Source organism: Geobacillus genomosp. 3 (assembly GCF_000445995.2).
Lineage (GTDB): Bacteria > Bacillota > Bacilli > Bacillales > Anoxybacillaceae > Geobacillus.
In genome coordinates this window covers 393889-410642 of sequence record NC_022080.4, presented here as the reverse complement: position 1 = coordinate 410642, position 16754 = coordinate 393889, and the positions used below count along the sequence as shown (strand labels likewise).

At 53.1% G+C, this 16754-nt stretch carries 15 protein-coding genes; 6 read left to right on the top strand and 9 right to left on the bottom strand.

Features of this window, described 5'->3' with window-relative positions; all coding sequences use genetic code 11:
- Positions 1-110 precede the first annotated feature (110 nt).
- From M493_RS02105 to M493_RS02085, 5 genes are all read right to left on the bottom strand, one after another.
- On the bottom strand, positions 111-926 hold the full coding sequence (locus M493_RS02105; RefSeq protein ID WP_020958626.1) for a PhzF family phenazine biosynthesis protein: 816 nt from the start codon (positions 924-926) through the stop codon (positions 111-113).
- Positions 901-1566: a precorrin-2 dehydrogenase/sirohydrochlorin ferrochelatase family protein gene (locus M493_RS02100; RefSeq protein WP_020958625.1), complete on the bottom strand. Its 666-nt coding sequence runs from the start codon at positions 1564-1566 to the stop codon at positions 901-903. The genes M493_RS02105 and M493_RS02100 overlap by 26 nt, the downstream gene beginning before the upstream one ends.
- A 168-nt stretch (positions 1567-1734) precedes the next feature.
- Positions 1735-2298: a hypothetical protein gene (locus M493_RS02095; RefSeq protein WP_041267831.1), complete on the bottom strand. Its 564-nt coding sequence runs from the start codon at positions 2296-2298 to the stop codon at positions 1735-1737.
- A gap of 206 nt (positions 2299-2504) precedes the next feature.
- Complete coding sequence (locus M493_RS02090) at positions 2505-2876, bottom strand: DnaJ family domain-containing protein (RefSeq protein WP_020958623.1); 372 nt, start codon at positions 2874-2876, stop codon at positions 2505-2507.
- A 1-nt stretch (position 2877) separates the two neighbouring features.
- Positions 2878-5328 carry a putative bifunctional diguanylate cyclase/phosphodiesterase gene (locus tag M493_RS02085; RefSeq protein WP_041267725.1) on the bottom strand — a complete coding sequence of 817 codons (2451 nt, stop codon included), beginning with the start codon at positions 5326-5328 and terminating at the stop codon, positions 2878-2880.
- A 345-nt stretch (positions 5329-5673) separates the two neighbouring features.
- On the opposite strand from M493_RS02085, the gene M493_RS02080 reads away from it, so the two are divergent.
- Complete coding sequence (locus M493_RS02080) at positions 5674-6126, top strand: C40 family peptidase (protein ID WP_020958621.1); 453 nt, start codon at positions 5674-5676, stop codon at positions 6124-6126.
- Between the two features lie 212 nt (positions 6127-6338).
- Here the strand turns inward: M493_RS02080 and M493_RS02075 are convergent, their stop codons facing one another.
- Positions 6339-6722 (bottom strand): EAL domain-containing protein, encoded by a 384-nt coding sequence (locus M493_RS02075; RefSeq protein WP_256380478.1) that lies wholly within the window; start codon positions 6720-6722, stop codon positions 6339-6341.
- A 226-nt stretch (positions 6723-6948) separates the two neighbouring features.
- Between M493_RS02075 and mreBH the strand changes: the two genes are divergently transcribed.
- A complete protein-coding gene (gene mreBH, locus M493_RS02070) occupies positions 6949-7956 on the top strand; it encodes a rod-share determining protein MreBH (RefSeq protein ID WP_020958619.1) in 1008 nt (335 codons plus the stop codon).
- A 114-nt stretch (positions 7957-8070) separates the two neighbouring features.
- Here the strand turns inward: mreBH and M493_RS02065 are convergent, their stop codons facing one another.
- From M493_RS02065 to M493_RS02055, 3 genes are all read right to left on the bottom strand, one after another.
- Positions 8071-9435 carry a (Fe-S)-binding protein gene (locus M493_RS02065; protein WP_020958618.1) on the bottom strand — a complete coding sequence of 455 codons (1365 nt, stop codon included), beginning with the start codon at positions 9433-9435 and terminating at the stop codon, positions 8071-8073.
- The gene (gene glcD, locus M493_RS02060; RefSeq protein ID WP_420480326.1) at positions 9432-10865 is read right to left on the bottom strand and encodes a glycolate oxidase subunit GlcD; all 1434 of its coding nucleotides are present in this window, start codon (positions 10863-10865) and stop codon (positions 9432-9434) included. Before glcD ends, M493_RS02065 begins: the two co-directional genes overlap by 4 nt.
- An 86-nt stretch (positions 10866-10951) precedes the next feature.
- On the bottom strand, positions 10952-12628 hold the full coding sequence (locus M493_RS02055) for an L-lactate permease (RefSeq protein WP_020958616.1): 1677 nt from the start codon (positions 12626-12628) through the stop codon (positions 10952-10954).
- A gap of 306 nt (positions 12629-12934) precedes the next feature.
- Here M493_RS02055 and M493_RS02050 point away from each other — a divergent pair, with 306 nt between their 5' ends.
- From M493_RS02050 to M493_RS02035, 4 genes are all read left to right on the top strand, one after another.
- Positions 12935-13660, top strand: coding sequence for a FadR/GntR family transcriptional regulator (locus M493_RS02050; RefSeq protein WP_020958615.1), 726 nt, complete (start codon positions 12935-12937; stop codon positions 13658-13660).
- A gap of 106 nt (positions 13661-13766) precedes the next feature.
- Entirely contained in the window at positions 13767-14486 is a 720-nt protein-coding gene (locus M493_RS02045) for a (Fe-S)-binding protein (protein ID WP_020958614.1), read from the top strand.
- Positions 14487-14501: 15 nt separating this feature from the next.
- Entirely contained in the window at positions 14502-15932 is a 1431-nt protein-coding gene (locus M493_RS02040; protein ID WP_020958613.1) for a LutB/LldF family L-lactate oxidation iron-sulfur protein, read from the top strand.
- Positions 15929-16651 (top strand): LutC/YkgG family protein, encoded by a 723-nt coding sequence (locus tag M493_RS02035; protein ID WP_020958612.1) that lies wholly within the window; start codon positions 15929-15931, stop codon positions 16649-16651. The genes M493_RS02040 and M493_RS02035 overlap by 4 nt, the downstream gene beginning before the upstream one ends.
- Positions 16652-16754 lie beyond the last annotated feature (103 nt).

Sequence of the window (16754 nt, the reverse complement as noted above, 5' to 3'; positions counted from 1 at the left end):
CGATTTGAACGGGGGAGGAATTTCATTCTGGCCCCCTATTTTCTTATTGAGCACAATTCCATTGTTCCAACACACGCAAACATCGCCGCTCGGCCAAGCAGCTGCTATCTTCATCTATAGCCAAACGTTCGCTTCTTCGGCCAATTCCCCTTCAGCACAGTGACCGCTTTTCCTTCAAGATGCACCCTCTCCCCCGCCATCGTCACCCGCACAATACCGCCGCGGGATGAAACTTGATGGCCCACCAGCGTCGTTTTTCCGAATCGGTCCGCCCAATACGGCCCAAGGCAGCAGTGCGCCGAGCCGGTGACCGGGTCTTCCGGCACGCCAATGGCTGGAAAAAAAGCCCGCGACACAAAGTCCACTCCTTCCGTCATCGAGCGACTTGTTACGATCACACCGCGGGCATCCACTTGTTGAAGCAAGTGAAAATCCGGCTGCAGCTCATGCACGATTCGTTCCGAATCAACTTCCACTAAATAGTCAAACCGGTTTCGCCCGATAAACAGCGGCTTTACCGCCAAGGCGTCGGTGAGCTCAGCAGGGGGCGACTCGTCCAACATTGGCGCTTCATTCGGAAAATCAAGCCGAATCCAGCCATCGTTGTTGACAGCCGTCAACACCCCGCTGTTTGTGAAAAAGGCGATCGCTTCATTCGCGCGGCACTCCCCCCGTTCCCACAGCACATGGGCGCTCGCCAATGTCGCATGCCCGCATAAATCGACTTCGGCTTTGGGCGTGAACCAGCGCAGGCGGTAACCGCCCTCGTGCGAAACTACAAAGGCCGTCTCGGACAAATTCATTTCTGCGGCAACACGCTGCATCCACTCATCACGAGCCGGATGCGGCAGCAGACAGACAGCCGCCGGGTTGCCGGCAAATAGCCGGTCAGTGAACGCATCAACAATGTACATCGAAATCCTCATCATTCCCATCCCTTCTTTCCCGGTTTCGTTCTTTTTCTTTCGTCAACAGGTGAGCGAACTTCTCATCCCAACGGCCGTTTTGCCGGAATTCGTCGGCCGCGAGCGCCCGAAACAGCCGCTTTCGTGCGGCATCGTCCGCCACCTCACGCAAAATGACATCGCGGGCCTTCTGCAAAAACTGAAGATACGTCCCATACTCGTCTCCGTATTGCTTCTCAAGCTCGCTCCGGATGCGGCGAGCCACCGTCGGGCTCGCCCCTCCGGTCGATACGGCAATCGTCAGCGGGCCGCGGCGGACGACAGCCGGAACGTGAAAATCGCACCGTTTCGGGTCATCGACGATATTCAACAGCTGGCCTGATCCCGCTGCCTGCGCCACCGCTTCGTTCACATTCCGGTCGTTTGTCGCCGCGATGACAAGAAACGCTCCTGCCAAGTCGTCTTCAGCAAACGTCTTCTGACGCCAAACGATCTCTCCTTTGGCCGCGAGCGCTTCAATGTCCGGCACCGCCTCCGGGGCGACCACCACAACGTCCGCTTCCGCTTCGAGCAAGCCGTAAACTTTCCGCGCCGCCACTTGGCCGCCGCCAATGACGACCGCGCGGCGGCCGCGCAAATGAAGAATAACCGGATATCCCACGGCGCAACCCTCCCATTCCATCATCATCAGGCAGACTGAATCGTTTTCTGCGCACAAACAGGCGCGATCTTGCCCGACTGCCTGCCTTGGCTGGCAAACAAAAGGCGTTCCCAGCCAAAAGGTAAAAAAAGAAGCCGTGCATCGGACACGGCTTTTTCCTTGATTATATCACCCTTGTTTCACTTCTTGAAGCCATTGGGACAATCGTTCGTTTTTCTTTTTCATATGCTCAAGCCATTGCGGAAGCAGCTTTTTCATCGCCTCCTGATCGTTGTTCTCCATCGCCTGTCTCGTTTGTTCATGAAGCTGATGAAGCTGTTGTTTTTCTTCTTTCGTCATCCACCGTTTCTTTTTATGTAACTGTTTCAACTCCTGTTTAAACTGTTCCTTCGTGATTTTTTTATTGGCCAGCTGATCGATGAGCCGGTCAAGCGCCGCTTCGCGCTCTTTTTTCATCTTTTTACACTTTTCTTTGATGGCCTGTTTCACGTTCTCGTCGTTCAGCTGCTGACGCAACGCTTTCCGCTCATCGAGCACTTTTTTCCATTCATCTGCCTGTTCAGGCGTATAAGTTTGAACCATCTCCATCCACTTTTGTTCGTCCAGCCCGTCATGCTTCCACATATGGCCGATCGGCAAATGAACATCAACGGCTTCATGATGACCGGCAGCCACCCATGACGGCATCGCCAGCACGAGTGAGGCAAAAAAGGCAACCCATACTTTTTTCACCATCTTCACTCCTCTTCTTTTCATTTCGCTCACGATCATCAACGGCTAGGCAGCTGGGACCAATCATTGCTTTTGCTCTTCTTCGCGCCTCCTCCTTTCCAACCATTGACTCCTTCCCTATTTTCCCCGTTTTTTGAATATCCTTGCATAAAAAATAAGGGGCTCGCAAAAAACCGAGTCCCCTTATTGTTATCGGAAGAAACCGTTTAGCGGAATTTTTCCTCAATGCGCCGCCCATAGTCGCGCAGCGCCTTCGAGTTTGTCTGTTGGCGCTTTTTCATTAATTCAGCAAAGCGAAGCTGTTTTTCCGTCCATTTTTTCGTAAGTTCCTGCTTTTTCTCGTCATCCTCACAACAGCGCAACAAATCTTCGAGCGTCATCAGCTCTTTGCGCAGTTCGGTTTCCTCGGTCACGTACCCGGCGTTTTTCAGCAGCAAATACCCGAGCCGCAACTCTTCCGGGATATGGGAGATGTCCTCAAGCTCAAGCGGTTTGCCGAAACCGGGCAAATGGTCAAACTCGCCGTTTTTCATTGCTTCGCGGATTTTCTCCTCGGCGATGCGCCAAAATCCGTCCATTTCATGTCAACTCCTGTGCCTGCCGCCTCGTATATTGCTCTTTCAAAAAGTGGACAAACTCATCATACGGAAGCGGCGGGGAAAAGTAGTATCCTTGCGCCTCATCGCACCGTTTTCCTTGCAAATAGGCGGCTTCCGTCTCCGTTTCGACCCCTTCGGCCAACACTTTGACACCTATATTATGCCCGAGACGAATAATGGACGGCAAGATGACATCTTTTTTTCCTTGAATATGCTGGACAAATGAGCGGTCAATTTTCAACCGGTCGATCGGCAAGTCGGTCAAGTAGCTGAGCGAGCTATAGCCGGTGCCGAAGTCGTCCATGCTGATTGTCACACCGAGTGCCTTCAACTTTGACAAAATATCGAGCGCACGCTCCGTATCCATCGTCATCCGTTCCGTAATTTCAAGATCTAAATGGTGCGGCGGCAGCCCGGTGTCGGCGAGCAGGCGGGCGAGCTTGTCAACAAACCGGCGGCTTTCAAACTCGTATGGCGATAAGTTGACCGAGACGGACAAATGCGGAAACTGATCAAGCAACTGTTTCGTTTGCCGGCAGGCGGTGCGAATCACCCATTCGTTGATCGGAATAATCATCCCCGTTTGTTCAGCGACCGGGATAAACAATGATGGAGGAACCATCCCTTTTTCCGGGTGACGCCAACGGATGAGCGCTTCCATGCCGATGATGCTCCGGTCATACAGCTGAATTTGCGGTTGGTAATAAAGCTCAAACTCCCCGTTTTCAAGCGCGCGCCGCAAATCGCGCTCCATCGCCATCTTTTCATGCAATCGGCCGGCCATCGGTTCAGTGAAAAAGAGAAAATCGCTCGCCGCCTTGTTCCGCGCCTCGTAGCGGGCAATGTCCGCCTTGCGGATTAACGTTTTCACGTCTTCCCCGTCTTTCGGATAGACGCTGATGCCGACGTTTACCGTCACATACAGCTCCAACCCGTTGATGACAATCGGTTCGTCCGCGACCTCAATCAGCCGCTTTGCTGCCTCCTCTGCTTTTTCATGTGCGCCGTCCGGCAGCACGGCGATAAATTCGTTCCCGCTCCAACGTCCAACCACGATCCCTTCCTGTTCTCTCCAAACGCGCGCCAGATGGAGCAACACCTTATCTCCAACGGCATAGCCGTAAAAATCGTTGATCGTCTTAATGCCGCTCACTTCTAAAAACATAACCACCGCTTCTTGGCCATTCCGTTTGGCGTCGGTGAGACATTGTTCAATCTGCTTATACATCGCTTCTTTGTTCGGGAGACCAGTCAGTTCATCATGGCTGGCAATGTATTGCAGCCGCCTCTCGTTTTGCTTCCGCTCGGTCAGGTCGCGGACGGCGATGACCGTTCCTTTTTGTCCTTCATAATCGTAACGGCGCTGCACGATTTCCGCCGGAAACACCGTCCCATCCTTTCGCCGCAACTCGACTTCAAACCGCTCCGGGCCGCTGTCCGAACGGCCCGGTCTCAGCGATCCATCGACCATTATATCATCGATCGGCAAGTGCACGAGTTCACTTGCCGTATAGCCAAGCAGGCGGCAAGCCGCTTCATTTGCTTCGACAATTTTCTTAGATGCACACACGACGATTCCTTCCGTCGTCATTTCCGCCAGTCGGCGCAACCGTTCCTCGTTCGCCGTTAATGCTTTCTTATAGACGGCAAGCGCGTTTCGCTCCATTTGTCGATAGAGCACTAACAAATAAATGAAGACAATGACGAAATACAGTGCCATTATTATTGCAGCTGCCTTTTGCCGTTCTTTTTGCAGGCGCTGCTCATACATCCCCGCATCATACTCAACGCCAACGATTGCATCTATAGTCCCGTCAAGCTTCCTGATCGGCATAAAAGTGCGAATGCTTCCCCCCCGCTCATCCATGCTTGGCCGCTCCATCACAAATCGGCCGCGAAAAGCCTCCTCCATTTCGGGGGAAGTATGGCGGTAAACCGTTCCGGGCGGAACAAGTTGTTCCGCTTTGCCGTCGATGCGGCCGTTCCGGTGGGAATCGACCGCTAGAGCGGCAACAAAATATAGCTCGCCGCTCCCGTTCCTTTTTAACGTATATACACCGGTCATGCGGCCATGATGCTGCCAGCGCTCAAGCGCAGTCAGTATCGTATGATACGCGGGATGGCGGTCCGCGTTTTCGTCAAGCCACTCATGTCCCATGGCGGCCAAATCGCCGGCGATCATGCCGGCGATTTGCTTGGCACTTTCTTTGTATTCACCATGCTCGCGCTTCTCTGCGTAATCGATATAAACCATTCCGGCGCCAAAAAGAAAGAGCGAAAATATAGTGAACACAACGGTCAGCTTCGGCGCCACCCTCCATGGCGACAACGCTCCATAACGCCTTGTCACCCGATGGGCATACATACAACCGGCACCGGCTGTCAAGAAAAATGCTACTATGTATACAAGATATTCGAACTTATTCGACATAAATCATCACCGTCATAGATTTTTCGACGTTCTTCCTTCATTATAAAGTCGGGATCCTTCCCTTCGCTTCCCTCCACCGTTCCTATTCGTTCGACAGCTTCCGACATCCACATTCCAATCATAGGACTAAAGGGGCAGAAAAGCTATATAACTGCCGCCATAAAAATGGCTATTCCATCAGGAACATAACAACAAACTGTTATAAACCATTAGGACTAGGTCCTATGTTTGTAACTGTGCTGTAACATTATTTAATTCAACTGTAAAAAACAAGACCATTTTCCTCTGTTATACTGTAATCAAACAACGTCGAATGGAAAAAGATTTTGTCGGGGGTTCGGGAAAATGAAAAAATGGCTCACACTTGTTTCCGTATCATTCATCGTTCTTTTTTCCTCCTTTTTTGTAAGCACTTCCAGTTCTGATGCAGCCGCCAACAAGACAAGGCTGATCGCTGAGGCAAAAAAACTGGTCGGCACCCCGTATCGGTATGGTGGCAAAACGCCAAAAGGATTTGACTGCTCGGGATTTGTTTACTACACCCATCAAAAAGTCGGTGTCACGCTGCCGCGCTCTTCCAAAGAAATGTACAAAAAAGGGAAATACGTACATAAGTCAAAGTTGCAACCAGGAGATTTAGTGTTCTTTGACACTTCCAAGCGGACAAAAGGCGTCTCCCATGTTGCCATCTATATTGGAAACAATAAAGTCATTCATGCCGTTTCCCGCGGTGTCAAAATCGACAGCTTAAACAGCAGTTATTGGAAAACAAAATATGTCGGGGCCAAGCGTCTGTAGCGTCCCACCGCAAAAGCTCTCTGTCATATGAAGCGCGCTTAATAGGCAGGGAGTTTTTGTTATGCAAAAAAAAAGCGGCCCTCCGAAACCGGAGAGCCCAATTATATATTCATAGGGGATCGGGGGAATACTTGGAAAACGTTACGCTATTATTCATTTCCACTTTCTCGTTTTTTATACACGAAAACAAAAAAATTTTTTCGTCCACTGTTCTAATTTCTGTTTGCGTCCGCCCTGATAAATGAAATAAGTTCATCCAACGGCATCGGCCGGCTGATGAAGTAGCCTTGCACCCGATCGCAACAGTATTTTTCTAAAAAATCGAAATGTCCCTTTGTTTCAATCCCTTCCGCAACGGTTCGCATCCCTAAATGGTGGGCAATATAAATGATCGCTACTGTCAAGAGAGCCGTTTTTTCATCTTCCATAATGTCCACAACCAACGATTTATCAATTTTTAGCGTATCAATCGGAATTTTTCGCAAATAACCGATCGAAGAATACCCGCTGCCAAAATCATCAATAGCAATTCGAAACCCGAGCCGTTTGAGCGCTTGAATCGACTCCATTACTTGTTCATCATCACTCAACGCGATGGTTTCAGTAAAAAAAGACGGCCGCCTCTAGCTAGCGTGGGACGGCACAAAATGAAAAAACGATGCAATAAGGTTTTTCAATTTACGAAACAATGTCATAAAGCATGTTTTTCGCTACATCACCTGCTTTCTAACATGACAGACATAAATAGACGATATTTGTCGAATGGTATAGATGATGATTGGTTGTCCGTTCATCGATTTTTGACAAAGGCAGGTGTTTTCGTTGTTCGCTTCCTCAGAGCTGGGCGTCGATTTAGGGACGATGAATGTCAGGCTGTTTAGCCAGACGAAAGGGCTTCTTTTTGACGAACCGGCGGCGGTCGCCTATAATCGCCAGGCGGACAAGCTTATGGCAATCGGCCAAAAGGCGAAAGAAATGATTGGCAAAACTCCACCCCATGTTGAAGTGACGTATCCGCTGCAAAACGGCGTCATCGCTGATTTTGACCGTGCCAAGGCGCTGTTGCAACAAGTCTTCAAACAGTCGGGCAAACAGCTCGGCCTCGCTCTCAAAAAGCCAGACGTCATCATGAGTGTCCCGTTCCACGCCACCTCCGTCGAGCGCCGCTCTTTTTACGAAATCGCCAAACATTGTGGGGCGAAGCATATTCATTTTATTGAGGAACCCGTCGCGGCCGCTATCGGTGCAGATTTGCCGGTCGGTGAACCGGTCGCGAATGTCGTCGTCCATTTAGGAGCCGGCAAAACGGAAGCAGCAATCATCTCGTTTGGCGGCGTCGTCGCCTGCCGGTCGCTTCGCATCGGCGGCAATCGGCTTGACGAAGATATTATGCAATACGTCCGCCAGCGCTACAATATGTTAATTGGGGAACAGACAGCCGAGCACGTCAAAATCGAAATCGGCAGCGCCCCAGGAACTGCTGTGGAGCAGCCGGTAACGATCCATGGCCGCGATTTTGTCACCGGCTTCCTCAAAGCGGTGTCCTTGGATCCAGCCGAAGTGCAAACCGCCATCAAAGAGTCGCTTTGGCAAATCGCCGAAGCCATTCGCGCTGTTCTTGAGGAATGTCCAGCCGAACTGAGCGGTGACATTATTGACCGCGGTGTGGTACTCACCGGGGGAGGTGCCTTGTTGCATGGCATTGAGCAATGGCTGAGCACGGAACTGCACGTGCCGGTGCATGTCGCGCCCAATCCGGCTGAAGCAGTCGCCATCGGCACCGGAAAAGCGTTGCGGGCGATACCAAAACGGCTCGGCGCGGTGCTATAGCCATCCGATTTCTTCCAGCCATCGATGAAAAACAGGCGGGCGCCCATACAAGATGAATAGACATTCCACCGTTCGTAATGAAAAACCCCCGCGGCGATGCGGGGATTTTTCATGTTATGATGTTTGTCGAAGATGTGTACCTTCCTTTTCCGCTTGTGCTCCCTCAGCGGCCTCAAGCAGAAAGTCCACAATATGGACAGCACGAACGTTTTCCGCCAATCCCTCCCGTTCGATGCCGAGCTTCATTTGCAGCAAGCAGCCTGGGTTCGCCGTCACGATCGTCGTCGCTTTCGTTTGTTTCGCCATGTCCATTTTGTGGTCTAAAATTTGCATTGACATCTCCGGTTCCATAAGGTTGTAAATGCCGGCCGATCCGCAACAGCGATCAGCATCTTGCATCTCGCGAAAATCAACCCCTTCGATTGCCTGCAACAGACGGCGTGGGGCCGTCGCTGTTTTCATCACGTTGCGCAAGTGGCATGAATCTTGGTATGTGACCGTTTGCGGCGCCACACGAAGCGGTAGTTGATGAAATCCGAGCTCGACAAGCACTTCTGAGATGTCTTTGATCTTCGCAGTAAACACCGCCGCCCGTTCGCGCCATTGCGGGTCGTCCTTTAGCAAATGGTCATATTCCAGCAAAAACGCTCCACAGCCGCCGGCGTTCGTCACAATGTAGTCGACGTCGAGCTGCTCAAAAGCGGCAATGTTTCGCTTTGCCAGCTCTTTCGCCATCTCCTTCTCCCCGCCATGCCCATGCAACGCTCCGCAGCACCCTTGGGACGGCGGAATGATGACTTCGCAGCCGGCGAGCTGCAGCAGACGCAGCGTCGCATCGTTTGTTGCCAGAAACATCGTATCCATCAAGCAACCGGCGAAAAAGGCGACTCGTTTTTTCACCGCACCGTCCGGGGTAAGGCGATGCGGCCGGTTTTTCATCTCTTTTGCGGTCGGCACGTCCGGCAACACGCGCTCCATTTGCCGGAACGAGGCCGGAAGCAGGCGAAGCAGCCCGGTTTTTCGCACAAGCGTCTGCAACCCGGAACGCTGATACCAACCGAGAAGCGCCGTCGCCTTCCGCATCCGCTCTTGATGCGGAAACAACCCGGCAAACACGAACTTCCGGATCAGGCGAACCGGAAGCGGCATTTTTTTATGCTGGGCGATAATGTCGCGCGCCTCTTCCAACAGATGGCCGTAGCGGACCCCGGACGGACAGACCGACTCGCATGCCCGGCAGCCTAAACATAGGCTAAGCGTCCGTTCAACGTCCTCATCCGGCTCAATCAACCCATCGACGACCGCCTTCATTAAGGCAATCCGTCCGCGCGGCGACTGGGCTTCTTGCTGCCCCGATTCGATGTACGTCGGGCATGATGGCAGGCAAAATCCACAGCGCATACAGTTCAACAGTTCATCCTCGTCCATCCGTTCTTGAAACGCTTTTTGAATGAGCGCTTGTTCTGTCTTCGTTGTCATCGTGTCACCACCACCCGTTTTCTTGTGCTTTTGGCGAACACTTTGCCCGGATTCATAATATTATTCGGATCGAGCGCCTGCTTGACTGCTTTCATGGCAGCAATGCCGGCCGGGCCGAGCTTCCATTCCAAATATGGCGCTTTCATCACCCCGACACCATGCTCACCGGTAATCGTGCCACCCAATTCAATCGCCTTGGCGAAAATTTCTTCAAACGCTCGTTCCACCCGCTCCATTTCTTCACGGTTGCGGGCGTCAGTCGGACAGGTCGGATGCAAATTGCCATCGCCGGCATGGCCGAACGTACAGATCTTCAGTTGATACTTCTCGGCAATTTCGTTGATCGCTTTGACCATTTTGGCGATTTCTGAGCGCGGCACGGTTGCGTCCTCTAAAATCGTCGTCGGCTTTAAGCGCGCCAACGCCGACAGCGCCGCCCGCCGCGCCGTCCGCAGCGCCTCCGCTTCTTCCTCCGAGCCGGCGAGTTGAACGGACACCGCCTGCTCGGCCCGGCAAATATCGGCCATCTTTTTCATATCGCGCTCTACCACTTCCTTCGGCCCATCCTGCTCAATCAGCAACACGGCCTTGACATTGGTCGGCAAGCCGATGCGGGCAAAATCTTCGACCACTTCCAATGTCGGCTGGTCCAAAAACTCGAGCGTCGCCGGAATGATTTTGTTGGCGATGATTTTCGACACTGAACGGGCGGCCGCCTCCAAATCTTGATAAAGGGCGAGCATCGTTTGCTTTGTCTCCGGCATCGGGATGAGCTTGAGCGTCGCTTCGGTGACAATGCCAAGCGTTCCTTCCGATCCGACAAACAGGCGGGTTAAATCATAACCAGCTACATCCTTTGCCAGCTTGCCGCCGGTGCGGACGACATCGCCGTTCGCCAAGACGACTTCCAACCCGAGCACATAGTCACGTGTCACCCCGTATTTCAGGCCGCGCAAGCCGCCTGAGTTTTCGCTAATGTTGCCGCCAATCGTTGAAATTTTCATCGATCCCGGGTCCGGCGGATAAAACAATCCTTTTTCTTCAACGGCTTTCGCCAAATCAAGCGTCACCACCCCCGGCTGAACGGTAGCGGTTAAGTTTTCTTCATCAATTTCCAAAATGCGATTCATATGGTTAAACAGGAGAACGATTCCACCTTCAACCGGACACGTACCGGCGCAAAGGTTCGTTCCTGACCCGCGCGGCACGATCGGGATGCGATACTCGTTGCAAATTTTCGCGATTTCCGCGACCTCTTTCGTATTCCGCGGCGCAATGACCGCATCGGGGAGCGACTGAAACTGCGGCGTTGCGTCGTACGAATAGACGAGCCGCCCCGCTTTCGTGTCATCATAGTTTTCAGCTCCTACGACTTGAATCAACCGTTTTTTCGCCTCGTTTGGAATCAATGGTCCCACCCTTTCCCCCATCGTTTGCATTCATCGACAGCGGAAAAAGGGGCGGACTTGGCGCCTGTTTCCATCAAAGCCAAGCCTCATCCCCTCCTCCGTTGCCGCTATGGAATCATCCACGACAATACCGTTGATTGCAAATAAACGAGAATGCCAATCAAAATGATTAAGAACAAACTATGTTTCACCGTGAAGCGGAACAAGTCGGATTCCTTGCCGGTCAAGCCGACCGCCGCGCAGGCGACCGCAATCGACTGCGGCGAAATCATTTTCCCGACGACGCCGCCTGATGAGTTGGCCGCCAACGCCAACACCGGATCCATGCCGATCGATGTCGCCGTCACTTTTTGCAAGTTGCCAAACAATAAGTTCGACGACGTATCCGAACCGGTGATAAATACACCGAGCCAACCTAAGAACGGCGAGAAGAACGGGAAAAACGCCCCCGTTTTCGCCAACGCCATCCCAAGCGTCGTGCTCATCCCCGACGAGTTGGCAATGTAGGCAAAGCCGACAACCGAAGCGATCGTCGCAATCGGATATTTCAGCTCGTTAAGCGTTTCCACAAATGTGCGGCCCCACTCTTTCCATGAAATGCCGATAATAAACTTTGTCAATACGGCCGCCAGCAAAATGGCCGTCCCAGCCGCACCAAGCAGTTCAAGCTTATAGACGGCGGCGATCGGTTGGCCGCTCGCATTCAAAATTTGGTTATTGAGCCCCGGCACCGGCGGCGCGAATGTCAAATGAGCACCAATGGCATTTACCAACTTCAACAAGCTGTTTGTCCCTTCATAATGGCCGGTGAGCGCCGCTTTCACTTGCGGGATGCCCCAAAGCGAGATCAACGCCGTCAGCACAAGAAACGGCGACCAAGCGCGGAACACTTCCCCGCCACGATGCGTGGCACGAGCAGCTTGATCAGCGGCCGCCACTTCCGACTCCGACGCAAAACGGAACGTGCTTTTCGGCTTCCAATATTTCAAAAAGACAGCCAACGCGACGATCGAAACGAGTGAGGACAAAATGTCCGGAAGCTCCGGTCCTAAAAAGTTCGACGACAAGTATTGCGTCAGCGCAAACGAAACGCCAGAGACAATAACAGCCGGCAACACTTCCATTGTCCTTTTCCATCCCGCCATAATCAACACAAGGTAGAACGGAATGAACACCGATAAAAACGGCAGCTGCCGCCCGACCATTTTCGAAATTTCCATCGCCGGCACACCGGTCGGCCCTTCCATCGAGATGATCGGAATCCCGACCGCTCCGAACGCAACTGGGGCCGTGTTGGCAATTAAACAAATGCCCGCGGCGTACAGCGGGTTAAACCCCAATCCGGCGAGAAGCGCCGCTGAAATCGCCACCGGCGCGCCAAACCCGGCTGCCCCTTCCAAAAAGGCGCCGAACGAAAAGGCAATCAGCAGCGCCTGCAGACGGCGGTCCTCGGTGAGGGAAACGACCGAGTTGCGGATGATGTCAAAATGCCCGGTTTTCACTGTCAGCTTATATAAAAAGACAGAGGTGATGATGATCCAGCCGATCGGGAGCAGCCCGTACACCGCCCCTTGCGTCACCGACATGACTGCCTTTCCGGCCGGCATTCTGTAAGCGATTACAGCCAACACAACGGCAATAAGCAACGTCGTCAATCCGGCGACATGCCCTTTCATCCGCTTGACTGCCAACGCCCAAAAGAAATACAAAATCGGAATGAGTGCAACAATGGCCGATAGCCATAGCTGGTCGGCGATCGGCGTAAAATCCTGCTTCCACTGCATACAGTTTTCCCCTCCCCTTTGGCCTGGTTTCGGCGTTTGCAACTAGCTCGTTCGCTTATCCTTCTGTTCCGCTCTTCCAGTCATCAGATGATCAGATAAGAAACGCCGCCTGTCTCAAATTATAAAACCGTTTTCTTCAAAAGACAATAGGCGTTTTTTAATTTTTTTGAACTTTTCATTCGCTGCATCTCCGCTCAAGTGACAAAAAGCGCTTGTCTCTTCCCATGATGCTGTATCATAATAAACAGTGCAGGATATTTCCTCCCTATAATCGGGAATCTACTTTATCGTATTGAGGTGGATCCATTGGCGTTTAAACGGATTAAAACAAAAAAAATTTATGAAGAAGTGGCTGAAGCGATTTTTGACATGATTAAAAACGGTGAGCTAAAGCCTGGCGATAAACTCGATTCCGTCCAACAGCTCGCTGAGCAGTTTCAAGTCGGACGGGCCGCCATCCGCGAAGCGCTGACCGCGTTAAAAGCGATGGGACTGATCGAATTGAAGCAAGGCGAAGGAACGTACGTGCGTGAGTTCGACCCGACGATGATGACGTTTCCGCTGTCGATCGCCGTCTTAATGAACAAAGAAGATATTTGGCACTTGCTTGAAGTACGCAAACTGCTCGAAGCAGGCGCCGCCTCGCTCGCCGCCGCCAAACGGACGGACCACGATCTCGAAGCGATGGCGGCTGCGCTTCAGCAAATGAAAGAAGGCATTGGCAGCGATGAGCTTGGCGAGAAAGCCGACTTGGCGTTTCATATGGCCATCGCCGAAGCGTCGCAAAATCCGATGCTCACAAGCATCATGAACAGCGTCTCCGGCATGATCGTCGAAACGATGCGGGAAACGCGCCGCATTTGGCTGTTTTCCAAACAGACGACGACCGAAAAACTGCTTGCGGAACACCGGGCCATTTTTGAAGCCATTCGCGAACAAAATCCCGACGCCGCTCGGGCGCGCATGCTCGACCATTTGACAAACGTCGAAAACGTACTGCGCCGCTATATTCGCACTCAGCAGCCCGACTGAGTGCTTTTTTTCAAAAAAAGGCTGCGAATCTGAAAAAATCGTTTATAATAGACATATAGTCATCAGATGACCCGCTCATCCAATCCGCAAGCAGGAGGGAGAAGAAGTGAAAGTATCATTGTTTGTCACGTGCCTCATCGATCTCTTTTACACGAACGCCGGCAAAGCGACCGTCGAACTGCTCGAGCGGCTCGGCTGCGAGATTGATTTTCCAGAAGCGCAAACGTGCTGCGGCCAGCCGGCATATAACAGCGGTTACGTCAAAGAGGCGAAAGAAGCCATGAAACAGATGATTCGTGCGTTCGCCCACGCTGATTACGTCGTCACCCCATCCGGCTCGTGCGCGGCGATGCTGAAAGAATATCCGCATATTTTCCGCGGCGATCCGGAGTGGGAAGATGAGGCGAAGCGGCTCGCGTCGAAAACGTACGAATTGACGCAATTTCTCGTTGATGTCCTGAAAGTCGAAGATGTCGGCGCCTCGCTTCATGGACGAGCGACGTACCATACGTCGTGTCACATGACCCGCCTTCTTGGCGTCAAAGAAGCGCCGTTTCGCCTATTGAAAAATGTCAAAGGGCTTGAGCTCGTTCCGTTGCCGAACGCCCATCAATGCTGCGGATTTGGCGGCACGTTTTCCGTCAAAATGGGGCCGATCTCTGAACAGATGGTCGATGAAAAAATCGAACATATCGAGGAAGTCGAAGCCGACTATTTGATCGGCGCGGACTGCGGCTGTTTAATGAACATCGGCGGACGCATCGAGCGCCTCGGCAAACCGATTCGCGTCATGCATATCGCCGAAGTGCTGAATCAGCGGAAGTAAGGGAGGGAAACAGACATGCCGATGAAAATTGAAAACGGTCCGTTTTGGAAGCGGGTCGAAGAAAACTTGCACAACGATTTCATGCGCGGGGCAGTCGCCGGCATGCAAGACCGCGGCTATGTGCGGCGGCTTGGCGTCATCGAAGAGCTCGGCCATTGGGAAGAGTGGCGTTCGCTCGCTGAACAAATCCGCAAGCATACGCTCGAAAACTTGGACTTTTATTTAATGCAGCTCAGTGAAAACGTTGCCAAACGGGGCGGCCACGTCTTTTTCGCCCAAACGGCCGAAGAAGCGAACGACTACATCCGCCGCGTCGCCTTGGACAAACAAGCCAAAAAAATTGTGAAATCAAAATCAATGGTGACAGAAGAAATCAACTTAAACCCGGTTCTGGAAGCCATCGGCTGCCAAGTGGTCGAAACCGACCTCGGCGAATACATTTTGCAAATCGACGACCACGATCCGCCGTCGCATATCGTCGGTCCGGCGCTCCATAAAAACAAAGAGCAAATCCGCGATGTCTTCCAACGGAAGCTCGGCTATACGAAATCGTCCGATCCCGTTGAGCTTGCGCGCCACGCCCGTGAAATGCTGCGGCGCGACTATTTGACCGCCGACATCGGCATCACCGGGTGCAACTTCGCCATCGCCGAATCGGGATCGATCACGCTCGTCACAAACGAGGGCAACGCTGATTTGGTGACCGCACTGCCGAAAACGCAAATTACCGTCATGGGGATGGAGCGAATCGTCCCGACGTTTGCGGAGATGGAAGTGCTTGTGAGCATGCTCACACGAAGCGCTGTCGGCCAAAAACTGACGAGCTACATCACCGTTCTCACCGGTCCGCACGATGAAGGCGACGCCGACGGTCCGGAAGAATTCCATCTCGTCATCGTGGACAACGGGCGCTCCTCGATTTTAGGCACCGAGTTTCAACCAGTGCTGCAGTGCATCCGCTGCGCCGCCTGTGTCAACGTCTGTCCGGTCTACCGCCACATTGGCGGCCATTCGTACGGTTCGATTTACTCCGGCCCGATCGGCGCGGTGTTGTCACCGCTGTTAGGCGGTTATGACGACTACAAGGAGCTCCCGTACGCCTCCTCGCTGTGCGCCGCCTGTACGGAAGCGTGTCCGGTGAAAATCCCGCTTCACGAGCTGCTCATCAAGCATCGCCAAATCATCGTCGAGCGGGAAGGAAAAGCGCCGGTCGCGGAAAAGCTGGCAATGAAGGCATTTCGTCTCGGAACGGCCTCATCGTCGCTGTACCGCTTCGGCACGAAATTCGCACCGAGCGCCTTCGCCCCGTTTGTGGAGGACGGGCGCGTCACGAAAGGCCCCGGGCCGCTGAAAGCGTGGACGGAAAGCCGCGAATTTCCGGCGCCGAGCAAAGAGCGGTTCCGCGACTGGTTTGACAGCCGCCAAGGAGGAGGGAAGCAGTCATGACGCGTGGCACGATTCAAAACCGTGACGCCTTTTTGCAAAACATCGCCCAGCGCCTTGGGAGAAACCCGCGCCTGTCCGGCGTCTCCCGGCCGCAATGGGATTATGCGCCGCAATGGACGGTGCTTGCCGGCTATAGCCAAGACGACTTGTTAAAAGTGCTGCAAAAACAATGCGGATTGATCCATACCGATTACATCGAAACGACAAGCGCCGAACTTGCCGGCGCGCTGAAGCGGCAAGTGGCCGCCTACGGCGGCGGTCCGGTCATCGTGCCGGACGATCCGCGCTTTGCCGAGTACGGGCTGTCCGCTCTGCTTCAAGACGAATGGCCCGCCGAGCAAACCGCCGTCCATACGTGGAATCCGGCGCTCGGCCGCCAAAACATTGACGCCGCCGAGCAGGCGAACGTCGGCATCGCCTTCAGCGACATCACGCTGGCGGAATCAGGGACAGTCGTTTTGTTTTCGCGCAATGAACAAGGCCGGGCCATTCACTTTTTGCCGAAAACGTATATCGCCATCGTCCCGAAAAGCACGGTTGTGCCGCGCATGACGCAAGCGGCGGCGGCCATTCATGAGCAAATTGAAAAAGGCGGCCTCGTCCCATCGTGCATCAACTTCATCACCGGCCCGAGCAACTCGGCCGACATTGAAATGAACTTAGTCGTCGGCGTCCACGGGCCAATGAAAGCGGCGTATATCATCGTCACCGACCGCTGACCAAAACGAAACGGTGTCCCTTCTCGATCATAGGGCACCGTTTTTCGTCAATATTGCCGGCTCACATCGACCGCATTGGCAAGCGGTTCGCCGGCTTCGATGC